Below are 13,923 nucleotides of genomic sequence, written 5' to 3' on the forward strand. Positions count from 1 at the left end.
GCGGTTCGCTCCCGCTCACCGCTCGAATCGAGGCCTCGTTCCCTACGGTCACTCGACCTCGCTTCCCTCCAGCGGTCCGCCCCGCTCGTTCCACTCGGTGAGACTGCCCTCGTAGAAGTCGACCCGTTCGTATCCCAGGTGTCTGAGGACGACGTACGTGTGGCTGATGCGCCGGGCCGTGTTGCAGTAGAGGACGATCCGTCGGTCGCTCGTGATCCCCCGGTCGGCCAGTAGCGACTCCAGTTCCCCGCAGGATTTCAGCCCCCGGCTCTCCTCGTCGACGAGTTCCCGCCAGTCGAGCTGTACCGCGCCCGGGAGGTGTCCCTCCTCGTACTCCCACTCCTCCCGCGTGTCGACGATGACGGCCTCGGTGTCGAGTGCCGCCCGCACCGTCTCGAAATCCACCAGCGGCGAGGACTCCGGCTCCCGCACCTCGTAACTCGACGGCGCCACCTCTGTCGCTTCCGTCGTCGTCTCGTATTCCCGGTTCCACGCACTGAAGTCGCCATCGAGCAGGTGCCAGTCGCGGTGGCCGTACAGCAACGCCGTCACCAGGAACCGGGCCGCGAAGACGCCGTGTTCGTCGTCGTAGGCGACCAGCCGGTCGTCCGCGTCGATTCCCGCCGCCTCCATCAGCTCCGTCCAGTGTGCCGCTCCGGGGAGCATCCCTTCGTCGCCCGCCTCGCTCCGGAACCGGTCGAAAGGGACGTTGACCGCGCCGGGCACGTGACCGATGCCGTCGAACTCCCAGGCGTCGCGCACGTCGACCACCCGCACCTCGTCGCGGTTGGCGGCGAGCCACTCCGGGGTGACGACGATGTCCTCGTTCATACCCGCCGCTACAGGCCCGTCGGATTTAGTGACGGCGCTTCGGCGCCCGTCCCATACCGAGACAATATTTGCCGGTTCACCGCTCGCCCGACGCCCGTCAGTCGGGGTAGTCCCCGCATTGAACCGCTCGGTCCCGGTAGATGCTGCAATATTTTCCGCTTCGGTGGAGGAATGGCCGCCTCTGCCGTCAGTGTGGGGATTATAGGGGAGGGTGTCGTAACGACTGTTGCTATGTCAGACTCAGCGTACGCGAAAGACGTTCTGGTGTCGGCGGACTGGGTGGACGACCACCTGGACGCCTTCCAGAGCGACGATCCGGACCACCGGCTCGTGGAGGTCGACGTCGACACCGAGGCCTACGACGATGGTCACGCGCCCGGCGCCATCGGCTTCAACTGGGAGACTCAGCTGCAGGACCAGACGACGCGCGACATCCTCTCGAAGGAGGACTTCGAGGACCTCCTGGGGAGCCACGGCATCTCCGAGGACTCCACCGTCGTCCTGTACGGGGACAACTCCAACTGGTTCGCGGCCTACACCTACTGGCAGTTCAAGTACTACGGCCACGACGACGTCCGCCTGATGGACGGCGGCCGCGACTACTGGCTCGAGAACGACTATCCGCTCACCGAGGAGGTCCCCGAGTTCTCCGCGGTCGACTACGAGGCGTCCGGCCCCCGCGAGAGCATCCGCGCCTACCGCGAGGACGTCGAGAACGCCATCGAGCGCGGCCTTCCGCTCGTGGACGTCCGAAGCCCCGAGGAGTTCTCCGGCGAGATCCTCGCGCCCCCGGGACTGCAGGAGACCGCCCAGCGCGGCGGCCACATCCCCGGCGCGAAGAACATCTCGTGGGCCGCCGTCACCAACGACGACGGCACGTTCAAGACCCGCGAGGAGATCCAGGACCTCTACGCCGAGGAAGGCATCGACGGCGAGGGGACGACCGTCGCCTACTGCCGGATCGGCGAACGATCCTCGGTCGCCTGGTTCGCGCTCCACGAACTCCTCGGCTACGAGGACACCATCAACTACGACGGCTCCTGGACCGAGTGGGGCAACCTCGTCGGTGCCCCGGTCGAGAAAGGCGAGGCCGACGACTAGTCGGCCTCGCAGCGGAGCGGCGAGCGGTAGCGAGCCGCGGAGAAGGGCAGCGGCGACTAGCCGCTCACGGCCACACCGTCCTCACGTTCTTTCGACCGTCCACCGGGTAGCGACGGGAGCGGTACGGGACGGCGAGCCGCTGGCGATGCATACAAACGGGCCCCCCTCGTACCGCGGTCCATGGACGGCACGACGCTCGTCGAGACGCTGACAGACGACTTGGAGACGGAGCTCTCGCGGCTCGGCTCCTCGAAGTGGCTCTACGCGCTGACGGAGGGGGAGATGACCGGTTCGACGGTCCGCGCCGCGGCGGCGGCGGACGCGTCGGCGGCCGCCGAACGGTTCGAGGCCTGGGCGGCCGACGGCGGGACCGCGGACCTCTTCGCCGACCTCGCGGACACGGCCACGGACCGGGCCGACACCGTCGACGCCGACGCCGACCCCGCCGACCGCCGGACCTACGGGACGCCCGCCGGGTTCGACGACCCCGTCGCGCGCCTCGGGGGCGCCCTCGGCCACTCGCTCGTCCTCGACCGGACGGTCGGCCAGATGGTCGGTTTCTTCGTCGGCGACGCCGACCCCTCGACGGCCGGCACCTTCCGTGACCTCCGGGACGAGGCCGACGCCGACCGGGATCGAATCGTCGCCGCGCTCGACGACCGCTGTGACTCGGACGCGGACTGGGACCGCGCCCGGAGCGCCGCGACGGCCGTCGTCGAGGCGACCTACGAGGACTACGTCGAGACGCTCGAATCCATGGGCATCAAACCGAAGAACGTCTGTTGAGCCGGCGGGTCGATCTCCACTCGAAGCGGAGGGGTTCGGGAACGACCCGCACGGTGACTCACACCCCGTCGAGGGTCTTCCGGTGTTCGGTGATGGCGTCCATCGCCGCCTGGATGTGTTCGCCGACCTCGTCGCCGGTCGCCGCTTCGACCTCCCGGAGCGCGTTCTCGTGGCGCGCCAGGCGGCCGTGGTCCGCCCCCGTCTCCACCAAGTCGGCCAGGCTGTCGGCCTGTGTTTCCAGTCGGTCCTGTTCGTCGCCGTCGGCCAAGTCGGCCGCGGCGCGCAGTTCTTCGCTCGCCAGTTCGAGTTGCTGGGCCATACGCGACGCTACGCCGTCGGGGATGAAGTTTTTTCGGAGCACTCCCGACGTCCGGCGGCGATCCGCCACGCTCCGGCGTCAGCCACCGACCGAAAGGGAACGGTCGACCGTGTCCACGATCCGCCGTCGCCCCGGTCGCCGCGTCCCCGATCACTGCAGCGAGAGTCCCGCGAACAGTCCCACGACGCCCCCGACGACCGCCGTCAGCAGCAGGAACACGGCCAGTCCCCCCGACTCGAACCCTCCCGCTCGAGGCCACGACGACAGGATCACCGCGCCGCCGATGAGGAACACGAGCAGTAGCCCGAGGGGGGTCCCGGCGGGTCGCGACTCCCCATCCACGTTTCGCTCCGTGACTGGGCTGTCCGCCGATCCAGTCCCGACGTCCGTGCCCATCCCACCGACGCCGGAGTCGCTCACGGCCGTCGCCGTCTCGCCCAGGAGGAGCCGCCAGAGTATCGACCCTGCATCGGAGCGCTCGGCGCCCCACGCCAGCGCCACGAGGACGAGGACCCCGACCGCCGCGAGGGCGGAGCCGTCGCCGTCCTCGTCGTCGGTCGCCGTCCCGAGCGCCTCGCCCACCGACCACGCGGAGACGCCGGTCAACAGCGAGAGCAGGCGTATCGCCGTGACCAGCAGCGACAGGTCCCCGCGAGACGGCACCAGGGTCAAGCCGAGGAAGACGACTCCCGCCCCGATCGCGATCCGCTTGACCCGCTTTCGGATCGCGTCGATCCGGCCCAGTCGTCGCCAGCGATCCACCGGGACGTACTCGGCGGCGTCGACCGTCGTTCCGCTCATCCTCCCTCCCGTCGTTCGTCGTGTTCGTTCCCGGCGAGTCCACGCCGGCCGCCCGGGCACGCGCCGTCCATAACGGTCCGTTAGTCCCGAATTCGAATATGCGTTCGGACCGCGTCGGCCTCGACCGGCGGAGCGAATCCGTCAAGTCCGTCCAGTACCCACGTACACCCATCGTGAGCGACGAGAACTCCGGGCCGCTCCAGCCCGACCGCCCCGACGCCGACCGCGCCTTCCGGGTCGACGCTCCCTTCGAGCCCGCGGGCGACCAGCCCGACGCCATCGAGGAACTCGTCGCCGGCTACGAGGCCGGGATGGCCGAGCAGACGCTCCTCGGGGTGACCGGTTCCGGCAAGACGAACACGGTGTCGTGGGTGATCGAGGAACTCCAGCAGCCGACGCTCGTCATCGCCCACAACAAGACCCTCGCCGCACAGCTCTACGAGGAGTTCCGGAACCTCTTCCCCGACAACGCCGTCGAGTATTTCGTCTCCTACTACGACTACTACCAGCCCGAGGCGTACGTCGAACAGACGGACACCTTCATCGACAAGGACGCCTCGATCAACGACGAGATCGACCGTCTGCGCCACTCGGCCACCCGCTCGCTGTTGACCCGCGAGGACGTGATCGTCGTCGCCTCGGTGTCGGCCATCTACGGCCTCGGCGACCCTGCGAACTACGTCGACATGGCCCTCCGCCTCGAAGCGGGCCAGGCGATCGACCGCGACGAACTGCTGGCCCGCCTGGTCGACCTCAACTACGAGCGCAACGACGTCGACTTCACCCAGGGCACCTTCCGGGTGCGGGGCGACACCGTCGAGGTGTTCCCGATGTACGGCCGCTACGCCCTCCGGGTGGAGTTCTGGGGCGACGAGATCGACCGCCTGACGAAACTCGATCCGCTGGAAGGCGAGGTGAAGAGCCGCGAACCCGCCGCCCTGATCCACCCGGCGGAACACTACTCCATCCCCGAGGAGCGCCTCGAAAACGCCATCGAAGAGATCGAGGCCCTGATGGAGGATCGGGTCGCCTACTTCGAGCGCCAGGGTGACCTCGTCGCCGCCCAGCGGATCGAGGAGCGCACCACCTTCGACATCGAGATGCTCCGCGAGACGGGCTACTGCTCGGGCATCGAGAACTACTCCGTCCACCTCTCGGACCGGGACTCCGGCGAGGCGCCCTACACCCTCCTCGATTACTTCCCCGACGACTTCCTCACCGTCATCGACGAGTCCCACCAGACCCTCCCCCAGATCAAAGGGCAGTACGAGGGCGACAAGTCCCGCAAGGACTCGCTGGTCGAGAACGGCTTTCGCCTCCCGACCGCCTACGACAACCGCCCGCTCACCTTCGACGAGTTCGTCGAGAAGACGAACCGCACCCTCTACGTCTCGGCCACCCCGGGCGACTACGAACGGGAGCACTCCGACCAGGTGGTCGAACAGATCGTTCGGCCCACGTATCTGGTCGACCCCGCGGTCGAAGTCGCCGACGCCACCGGCCAGGTGGAGGACCTCATGGACCGCATCGACGAGCGGATCGAACGCGACGAACGCGTCCTCGTCACGACGCTCACCAAGCGCATGGCCGAGGACCTCACCGAGTACCTCTCGGAGGCCGGCGTGGCGGTGGAGTACATGCACGACGAGACGGACACCTTGGAGCGTCACGAACTGATTCGGGGGCTTCGCCTCGGGGAGTTCGACGTCCTCGTCGGCATCAACCTCCTCCGCGAGGGGCTCGACATCCCCGAGGTGTCGCTGGTGGCCATCCTCGACGCCGACCAGGAGGGCTTCCTCCGCTCGGAGACGACGCTCGTCCAGACGATGGGACGGGCGGCCCGCAACGTCAACGGCGAGGTCGTGTTGTACGCCGACGAGGTCACCGACGCCATGCAGTCGGCCATCGACGAGACCCGCCGTCGCCGCCGCATCCAGCGCGAGTTCAACGAGGAACACGGTCACGACCCGACGACCATCGAGAAGGCGGTCGGCGAGACCAACCTTCCGGGGAGCGAGACGGACACCTCCGGGGTGACGGGCGACGCCCCCGAGACCGACGAGGAGGCCCGCGCCCGGATCGAGGCGCTCGAAGACCGGATGGAGACCGCCGCCGACAACCTGGAGTTCGAACTCGCGGCCGACATCCGCGACCGCATCCGCGAACTCCGCGCCGAGTTCGAGTTCGAGGACGCCGACGACGGCGTCGCCCCCGAACTCGACTCCGAGTTCTGAGCGTGGGTCGTCCCTCGCCGCCGGTGGCTAGCCCTCCGCGACGGGACCGTGGGATCCGTCACCAATTTTTATTACCCGCGACACACGACCGTCTCAATCGATGAGCCACGAAACCGACTCACCGGGCCTGCGTAGTGAGGGACGATCGACTCCCGAAGACCCCGCGCAGCAGGGTCTCTTCGGCCGTCTCACGGCGCATCTCGCCGAGTGGCCACGACGCTACGTCGAGATGCGTGTCGACGCGCTCGATCCGGATCGCTGATTCACCTTCTCCCCCGTGGCGCGGTGGCGATACCGAGTCCGGCTACCCGAGGCCGACGGCCATCAGGAACAGCGCCGTCGCGATGATGCCGAAAAGCATCGCGACGAACCGCTTGATCGTTCGGGTGCTGAGGGCGTTCGACACGTAGGGGGCGACCTGTCCGCCCGTCACCGTCGCCGGCACCGTGAACACGACCATATTCCAGGGTGTCGAGGCGAGACTGAGCGAGTGACCGCCGACGACCCCGCCGCCGAAGACGTGGACGAGGGAGGCCAGCACCGCCGTCAGGGCGACGACGATGTGGTTCGTCCCGATGGCCACGCGCACCGGAATCCGCGTCCCGAGCATCGAGATGAGCCCCAGTTCGCCGATGCCGAAGCCCGCGAGCCCCTGGAAGGTGCCGCCGACGCTGTAGTTCGCGGCCCGGCGCAGGTAGCCCGCACGGGTGTAGGTGTAGTCGTCGCCTTCGCGGTCGACGCGTGTCACCGTCCCGTCGGTGGCCGTCTCGACGCCCGCTGGCCCGAGTTTGCCGCTGTCGTCGGGGAGTTCGCCGCCGACCGCCGCGCCCCCGTCCGTGGCGGTGCTATCGGTCCCGCCGCCGTGATCGAGATTGGTTTTGAACAGGAGGTAAGCGGCCGCCAGCAGAGCGAGACCGAGCAGCGCGTGAAACAACGGCTCCGGGATGACGAAGGAGAGCAACGCGCCGCCGACGACGAAGGGGAGCGACCCGCCGACGAGCGTCAGTGCCAGCCGTCGGTCGACGAGTCCGTACTGGACGAACGCCACCGACGAACTCGAGAGTCCGAACGCCTCGCTGATGAGCCCGACTTTCACGATGGTTTCCGGTTCGAGCGGCTGGGCGAAGAGGGGGAACAGGAAGATGAGAAACGGCACGAAGAGGGCGGACCCGCTGATCCCGACGGTGTTCACGATGGTCGCACCGAGCAGGAAGACGGGGAACAGCCACCAGAATTCGAGCCAGTAGGTTACGTCCGTGGTCCCCGTCGTGGGCGCCGAGGTGAGGACTGCGACGACGAAGACGAGCGGCGCCGTGAAGACGAACACGTGTTGGTACTTCAGGAACCACTTCTGCGCACGGCTGTATGCGGACGCAGTCATCGATGGCGGGCGCAGTGAGCGGCCGTCGCCGCGGGGGTTCGTTGTCGGAGCCGAGCGGACGCGGCCTCTCCGACCGTCCCGTCCGACCGATCGGACGGACACACGGTCGTTCCCGACCCCGCCGTTCCGGCCGTCCGCCCGTCTTCGAGTGAACCGTACCGGTCACCGCGCGACGTACCGTCGACCGCGTCACGACCCATTGTCGGACTGTCGGTAGCTCGGTTCGCACAAAAAGGCTTGAGGTTCGAACACTCCGTGTGAGCGGTTCCCGTATCGGAACGGGGGGACCGCCACTACCCTTTTGCATGTCCCCTGCCCACATCCGGGCATGAACCGTGCGCTACTCGACGTGGAAGACCTGCTCAAGCTGGTGCTCCTCCTCGTCCTCGTCTGGCTCGTCCTCAGGGTGGTCGGCGAGGTGTTCGACATCTTCTTCGGCTTGCTTGGGTTCCTCCCGGACCTCCTCGGTCTCCTCGTCGTCGTGTTGATCGTCCTCTGGCTTCTCGACCGCATCTGACGTGTACAGCCTCAACGTCCCCATCCCCGGCGCAGTCGAGCGTCTGGCGAACGACCTCCACCCGAAACTGACGGGGTTCGACCGGCTCCGCGACCGCCACGCCGTCGTCTGCAAGCGGTTCGCGGCCGACGAGGACGACTACCACCGCCTGCGCGAACGCCTCCGCACGGCGCTCTCGCCGACGCCCGCGTTCGAGGCGACGGTGACCGGCGTCGACGCCTTCGAGACGCCCACCCACGGTCACGGACCCGTGGTCTACCTCGCCGTCGAGAGCCCGGGACTCCAGGACCTGCACCGGCGGCTGGTCGAGACGTTCGGCGTCGTCCACGACGACCTGGAGGGCGCGGCCTACGTGCCCCACGTCACCCTCGCCCGCGACGGCCCGCCCGAGGCGGTCGACCGACTGCTGGCGACGGATATCGAGCCCGTCAGTTGGACGGTGTCGGAACTCCACCTCTGGAGTCGCGCCCGGCGGGAGACGGCGTGGCGCGTGTCCCTGCCCCGACCCTAGCGCTCCCGAACCCGCATCGGCATCCCGTCTTCGGGATGCATCGTCAGCGACCCCCGGAGGTCGAAGGGCTCGTCGCGGGCGTATTCGAGGCGGTACTCGCGACCGACGACCGCGAGGATGATCTTCGCCTCCAGGAGCGAGAAGTGTTTGCCGATGCAGTGGCGTGGCCCGCCGCCGAACGGGAAGTGTGCGAACCGCGGGCGGTCGGCACGCCGCTCCCGGGTCCAGCGGTCGGGGTCGAACCGCTCCGGCTCCGTCCACCACCGCGGCGAGCGGTGGACCGCCCACTGGGGGAGCATGATCGCCGCCCCCTCGGGTATCCGATAGCCCCCGAGTTTCACGTCCACCACGGGTTCCCGGAACATCACGTAGACGGGCGGATAGAGCCGCATCGTCTCCTGGAGCACCCGATCCAGATAGGTCAGCTCCCGGGCGTCCGCGAACGTCGGCGGGCCGTTGAGGACGTCGTCGAGTTCCGCGTGGACCCGCTGCTCGGCGTCGGGATGCTCCGAGAGCAGGTAGAACGCGTAGGTGAGCGTCAGCGCCGTCGTGTCGTGGCCCGCGAGCAGCATCGTCACCACCTCGTCGCGGAGCTGTTCGTCCGTCTGTTCGTTCCGGTTTTGCGCCCGCAGCAGGATCGAGAGCAGGTCCATCGGCGGGTCCTCGTCGTCGGCGCTGCCCTCGGTGCCGCGGCGCTCGTCGATCACGTCCGCCACCACGTCCTCCAGTCGCTGGACTGCGGCCTCGTACGCCCGGTTCTCGGGCGTGGGGAGCCAGTCCGGCGTGACGAACCGGATCGGGTCGGGTTCGAACCGCGCCCCCAGGGGTTCGAGGTTCTCCTGAATCGTCCGCACCCGCTCTTCGCCGAGGTCGACCCCCAGCATGGCGTCGGCGATGATCCGCACCGTCAGCCGTGCCATCTCCAGTTCCAGGTCCAGGTCGTCGCCCGCCGCCCACGTTTCGACGGCCTCGGTCGCGTGTCGGGCCATCACGTCGGCGATGTCGGCGATCCGCGACATGTCGAACGCGGGGTTGGCCAGGTCGCGTTGCTTCCGCCACCGGTCGCCCTCGCTCAGGAGCAGGCCGTCGCCGAGGAGGCGGCCGAGCGCGTCGTCCTGGAACGCCGGCTTCCGGTACTTCGCGTGGTCGCCGACCAGGATCCGCTCGATGTCGGCGGGGTTCGTCGCGATGTAGGTCTCCATCGGACCGAGGTCGGCCGCCACCACGTCCCCGTAGGCCGACTCACACGCCGTCAGGAACGAGAAGGGGTCCCGGGCGTACTGTCTGCTGTTGCCGAAGACTGGCTCTCCACGGGGACCGGGAGGCCGTGACTGCTGGCGCATCGCCCGGGGTTAGGCGGGGAGCGACATAAGCGCGTGGCCTCCCCTCACCCTCGTGTTCAGATAAGGATTGAAAGGTGAGGCGTAGCGTTTTCTAAGTTGTTCATGCCCGAAAACGCTAGCCTCAACGGGTGTATCGACCGAATCGAGTTAGGTTTTGTGGAACGAGAGGCAACACCGCGGCTGTTGATGAAGCTCAGTATTCAGCTCCATCTTGCTGGACTATCACTTTCGAATACTGTTTCCATACTTGAGATATTCGGTGTTGAACGCGCACGATCCACCGTTCATAACTGGGTTCACAAGGCCGATCTACAGCCCGAAGAGGGTCGATGCCCGGATCACGTTGCGGTTGATGAAACGGTGATCCGACTCAACGACGAGCAGTATTGGCTGTACGCCGCGGTCGATCCGGAGACGAACGAATTACTCCATACAAAGCTCGAACCGGCAAGAACGAACGTTATCGCTTACTCGTTCTTTCGCGAATTACGCGAGAAACACGACGTTGACGACGCGGTGTTTCTCGTCGACGGTGCGAAACCTCTGAACGACGCCTGCCGTCGCCACGGCCTCGATTTCAGATACGAACGTCATGGAAATCGGAACAGCGTCGAACGTGTTTTTCGTGAAGTAAAACGCAGAACTACCAGTTTCTCGAACTGTTTTAGCAACGCCGAAGCAGAAACTGCAAACGAGTGGCTCAGATCGTTCGCCTTCGCATGGAATCAGCTAATCTGAACAGCACCCCCCTCACCGGTAGTGTTGAGATACGCATTCGAAACTGAGACCACCTCGAAAGCCCCCGGCGTCTCGGCTCCCGGGACTCGCTGCGCTCCTCACTGCGTTGCGGTGCTTGCGTCGTCCGGGTTCGCCGAGACGCCGGCCCCTTTCAGTCCCACCCAGCGGCGGCCGGTCGGCCAACCGATGCGGGTGGGACTGAAAGGGGCGCCTCGTAATCGGGCGGCGAAGCCGCCCGATTGCCCGAGGGAGCTTCGCTCCCTCGCTGCTGGAGGAAGGCGGCCGACGCAAGGACCGCAGGCCGAAGGCCGAGGACCGCAGCGAGGTTCGCGCACGGCTCTGCCGTGCGCGTGTCCGAGGCGGCTTTGCCGCCTCGCTACCCCCGACTCCAGCGAGGCGGGGCTTTCGAGGTGTCTCCAATCCAATCGCGCTAATCGCAACAGTACCCCCTCACCCGCTCTCGGGACCCTCCCCGACGAACCAGAAGTCGTACGGCCGGTCCTCGTCCCGGTAGGATTCGAGCGAGAGGGTCACGCGGTACGGGCCCGCGGGTTCGCCCGCCACCACGGCGGCGCGCTCGTCGACCCGGACCCCCTCCACCGCGGTGCCGTTCCCGTAGGTCGCCGTCACGTTCGTGACCACGAGGGCGTGGCCCGCGTCGAACCGGCCGGGCGCGGTGATCCGCGCGAGCGACCGGTCGCCGTCGAGTTCGGTCAGGTCGACGGTCACCGTCGCCGACCGGTGGCACTCGCCCTCCGGCGGCGCGATGGGCGTCACCGTCGGCTTGTACGGGCCGGCGAACGTCTCCCGCCAGCACGGTCCCACGTCCGCGCTCCGCTCGACGAAGACCACCTGGAGCGTCGCGGTCACCGATTCGACGTCGTCGGGGATCGTTCCGGCCCGGACGACGTACTCGACGCCGACCGGTTCCGGCGCCGCAGTCGTCGCGGTCGGTTCGGCTGTCGGTGCCGTCGTGGTCGTCGCGTCGGTCGTCTCCGTCGCCGTCGGTGACGCCTCCGGCGCCACCCCCGAACAGCCGGCGAGGAGGAGCGAGCACGCGACGAGTAGGGGGACCAGTCGTCGCATATTCGACGCGAGCGGATTCGGTCGTGAAATGCTTTCGGGACGGTCACGGCGCCGGCGGGTCGCCGTCGTAGGCGTCGAGGTCGGCGAAGAAGTTCAGGATCGCGAACTCGACTTTCTCGGTCGCCACGTCGATGAGTTCGTCGCGCTCCTCCGGCGGGAACGAGTCGCGGACGCCGTATTTCCCCATATCCCGGCCGGCGCGCGTGTAGCGCTTATCGAGGAGGACCCGCACCCCGTAGTCGTCGGGCGAGCGGATGACCCGCCCGAGCGCCTGTCTGGTCTTGCGGATCGTCGGGATCTCGACGGCGTAGCGCCACCCCGCGTCGAGGCGGTCGTCGTAGACCCGGTCGTACGCGTCCTGTACCGCCTCCAGTCGCTTCGAGAGGTTCGGATACGGCACGCCGACGACGACGACGGCTCGGGCGTCGTCGCCGTCGAAGCTCACCCCCTCGCCGAGGGTGCCCCACAGCGACGTGAACAGGGCCGCGCCGTCCTCGGCGACGAACCGTCGGCGGAGGTCCTCCGTGGGCGTCCCCGCTTCGTCGAGGTAAGCGTCCGACGCGCCGAGCAGGTCGTGATACCGCTCGGCCTCGGCGTAGGAGGGAAAAAAGCAGAGCGTGTTCCCGGGCGTCATCCGGATCACGTTGGCGAGCGTCTCCGCGACGGTCGCCTGGGTCTCGGGGTCCTCCCGATCGCTGGCGAACAGCGCCGGCCCCTCGACGGCGAACGTCCGCCGGCGCTCCTCGGGGTACGCCAGCCCGTAGGTGAGCGTTGCGGGGTCCGACAGGCCGAGGACGTCCGCGAGCACGTCGAACGGGCGGAGCGTCGCGCTCATCAGCACGCTCGCGGCCACCTCGTCGAACAGGTCCTCGGTCACTCGCCGCGGGATCGCGGTGTAGAGCTCCGCTCGGCCGTACACCTCGTCGGTGCCCGCGTCGCGCCGCACCGCGGCCATCGGGTGGCGGCCGAGGTCGGTCCCCTCGGCCATCCAGTCGGCGACGAAGCCGGCCGCCTGGAGCGTCGGCGACTCCTGTCGGGTCGTCGTCTCGCCGCGCCGGTAGGCCTCCTCGTAGGCCTCGTCGAGCGCCTCCCCGACCTGCAACGCGAGGTCGATCTCGGTGTCGATTCCGCCCCCCTCGTAGGCGTCGAGGAAGGCGAGCGTGAGATCGTCGCGGCGGTCGTCGTTGGCGACGTCCAGGTCGTGCCAGTTCTCCCCGACCTGTTCGCGCTCGCCGAACCCCAGCGCGTCGTCGACGGCCGACTCCAGCCCCGTCAGGAACGCCTCGATCACGTTGCGAGCGCGTCCCGCCCGCGAGTCGTCGGCCTCGTCGAGTTCAGCCAGCGCGCCCTCCAGGGTCCGGGCCGAGAGCGTCCGCGTCGCGTGATCGCGGGCCGCCGACTCGACGTTGTGTGCCTCGTCGAAGACGGTGACGACCTCCGAGGGATCGCGGCCCAGCCACCGGAAGAAGTGTTCGCGGATGGTCGGATCGAGGAGGTGGTGGTAGTTACAGACCGCGAGGTCGACCCCCTCCATCCCCTCCTTGAGGAGTTCGTAGCCACAGAGCCCCCGCTCGTCGGCGTAGGCGTAGATCTCCTCCGGGGTGCGGACGTCTTCGAACAGCCAGTCTTCGAAGGCCTCCGTGTCCCGGGTCAGGTTCGCGCGGTAGTGCTCACAGACGTTCGCGGACTCCAACTCCTCGATCTCCTCCTCGATCGCTTCGAGTTCGTCGACGACGGCCGCCCGGGCCTCGGCGGCCGCCTCCTCGCCCGCGCGCACGTCGTCGAGGAGCGCCTCGCTCCGCTCGGCGAGTTCCCGGCGGTCCGCCTCGGCCTCGACCAGCGAACGCGTGGTCTCCTTGAGGCTCCGGCACTCCTCGTACCCGACGTCGAGGTGACACATCGAGCCCTTGCCCTTGAAGACGACCGCCCGGATCGGCTCCTCGCTCGCGATGGCGCGGGCGTCCTCCACGAACTGGCGCATCTGCTGGTGGACGTTCGTCGTGATGACGACCGTCCGGTCCTCGTCGCGGGCGTGTGCGAGCGCGGGCACCAGGGCCGACAGCGTCTTGCCGGTGCCGGGGGCGCCCTCCAGCAACACGTCCTGGCCGCGGGCGAGCGAGTTGGCGATGCGGTCCATCGCCTCGCGCTGGTTCGGGTACGGCGACTCGTACGGAAAGAACCGCTCGTGTCCCGCCGTGTCTGCCACGGATCGGGCTTACGCGTGCCCGGATTAAAACCCTCGGGCGGGTGCGGGGACCGCTCCGGGGCACGCGGT

At 68.1% G+C, this 13,923-nt stretch carries 14 protein-coding genes; 7 read left to right on the forward strand and 7 right to left on the reverse strand.

The features are described 5' to 3' along the window. Window positions 1–48: 48 nt before the first annotated feature. On the reverse strand, window positions 49–831 hold the full coding sequence (locus EI982_RS12540) for a sulfurtransferase (protein ID WP_157690023.1): 783 nt from the start codon (window positions 829–831) through the stop codon (window positions 49–51). Between the two features lie 231 nt (window positions 832–1,062). Between EI982_RS12540 and EI982_RS12545 the strand changes: the two genes are divergently transcribed. Both EI982_RS12545 and EI982_RS12550 read left to right on the forward strand, forming a co-directional pair. After that, window positions 1,063–1,932, forward strand: coding sequence for a sulfurtransferase (locus tag EI982_RS12545; protein ID WP_157690024.1), 870 nt, complete (start codon window positions 1,063–1,065; stop codon window positions 1,930–1,932). A gap of 180 nt (window positions 1,933–2,112) precedes the next feature. After that, window positions 2,113–2,718, forward strand: a complete 606-nt coding sequence (locus tag EI982_RS12550) for a transcription antitermination protein (RefSeq protein WP_157690025.1) — start codon at window positions 2,113–2,115, stop codon at window positions 2,716–2,718. Between the two features lie 58 nt (window positions 2,719–2,776). Here the strand turns inward: EI982_RS12550 and EI982_RS12555 are convergent, their stop codons facing one another. Both EI982_RS12555 and EI982_RS12560 read right to left on the reverse strand, forming a co-directional pair. After that, window positions 2,777–3,037, reverse strand: coding sequence for a DUF7553 family protein (locus EI982_RS12555; protein ID WP_157690026.1), 261 nt, complete (start codon window positions 3,035–3,037; stop codon window positions 2,777–2,779). A gap of 150 nt (window positions 3,038–3,187) precedes the next feature. Beyond that, complete coding sequence (locus tag EI982_RS12560) at window positions 3,188–3,838, reverse strand: hypothetical protein (protein ID WP_157690027.1); 651 nt, start codon at window positions 3,836–3,838, stop codon at window positions 3,188–3,190. A gap of 173 nt (window positions 3,839–4,011) precedes the next feature. On the opposite strand from EI982_RS12560, the gene uvrB reads away from it, so the two are divergent. Both uvrB and EI982_RS18435 read left to right on the forward strand, forming a co-directional pair. Next, a complete protein-coding gene (uvrB, locus tag EI982_RS12565) occupies window positions 4,012–6,072 on the forward strand; it encodes an excinuclease ABC subunit UvrB (RefSeq protein WP_233255324.1) in 2,061 nt (686 codons plus the stop codon). A gap of 100 nt (window positions 6,073–6,172) precedes the next feature. After that, complete coding sequence (locus EI982_RS18435; protein WP_199243616.1) at window positions 6,173–6,334, forward strand: hypothetical protein; 162 nt, start codon at window positions 6,173–6,175, stop codon at window positions 6,332–6,334. 42 nt (window positions 6,335–6,376) lie between these two features. Here the strand turns inward: EI982_RS18435 and EI982_RS12570 are convergent, their stop codons facing one another. Beyond that, the gene (locus tag EI982_RS12570) at window positions 6,377–7,453 is read right to left on the reverse strand and encodes a sulfite exporter TauE/SafE family protein (RefSeq protein ID WP_157690029.1); all 1,077 of its coding nucleotides are present in this window, start codon (window positions 7,451–7,453) and stop codon (window positions 6,377–6,379) included. A gap of 328 nt (window positions 7,454–7,781) precedes the next feature. On the opposite strand from EI982_RS12570, the gene EI982_RS12575 reads away from it, so the two are divergent. Both EI982_RS12575 and EI982_RS12580 read left to right on the forward strand, forming a co-directional pair. Next, entirely contained in the window at window positions 7,782–7,970 is a 189-nt protein-coding gene (locus tag EI982_RS12575; RefSeq protein ID WP_157690030.1) for a DUF7554 family protein, read from the forward strand. 1 nt (window position 7,971) lies between these two features. Then, a complete protein-coding gene (locus tag EI982_RS12580; protein WP_157690031.1) occupies window positions 7,972–8,481 on the forward strand; it encodes a 2'-5' RNA ligase family protein in 510 nt (169 codons plus the stop codon). On the opposite strand, the gene EI982_RS12585 is transcribed toward EI982_RS12580, so the two are convergent. Then, window positions 8,478–9,824 carry a cytochrome P450 gene (locus EI982_RS12585; protein WP_157690032.1) on the reverse strand — a complete coding sequence of 449 codons (1,347 nt, stop codon included), beginning with the start codon at window positions 9,822–9,824 and terminating at the stop codon, window positions 8,478–8,480. The two genes, EI982_RS12580 and EI982_RS12585, sit on opposite strands and share 4 nt — an antisense overlap. A gap of 102 nt (window positions 9,825–9,926) precedes the next feature. On the opposite strand from EI982_RS12585, the gene EI982_RS12590 reads away from it, so the two are divergent. Continuing rightward, on the forward strand, window positions 9,927–10,562 hold the full coding sequence (locus tag EI982_RS12590; protein WP_157690033.1) for an IS6 family transposase: 636 nt from the start codon (window positions 9,927–9,929) through the stop codon (window positions 10,560–10,562). Window positions 10,563–11,012: 450 nt separating this feature from the next. On the opposite strand, the gene EI982_RS12595 is transcribed toward EI982_RS12590, so the two are convergent. Both EI982_RS12595 and EI982_RS12600 read right to left on the reverse strand, forming a co-directional pair. Further along, window positions 11,013–11,648, reverse strand: a complete 636-nt coding sequence (locus EI982_RS12595) for a hypothetical protein (RefSeq protein WP_157690034.1) — start codon at window positions 11,646–11,648, stop codon at window positions 11,013–11,015. Window positions 11,649–11,691: 43 nt separating this feature from the next. Beyond that, window positions 11,692–13,785 (reverse strand): ATP-dependent DNA helicase, encoded by a 2,094-nt coding sequence (locus EI982_RS12600; protein ID WP_233255325.1) that lies wholly within the window; start codon window positions 13,783–13,785, stop codon window positions 11,692–11,694. Between the last annotated feature and the right edge of the window lie 138 nt (window positions 13,786–13,923).

It is taken from the genome of Haloplanus salinarum (assembly GCF_009762275.1).
In the GTDB taxonomy this organism is placed as follows: domain Archaea; phylum Halobacteriota; class Halobacteria; order Halobacteriales; family Haloferacaceae; genus Haloplanus; species Haloplanus salinarum.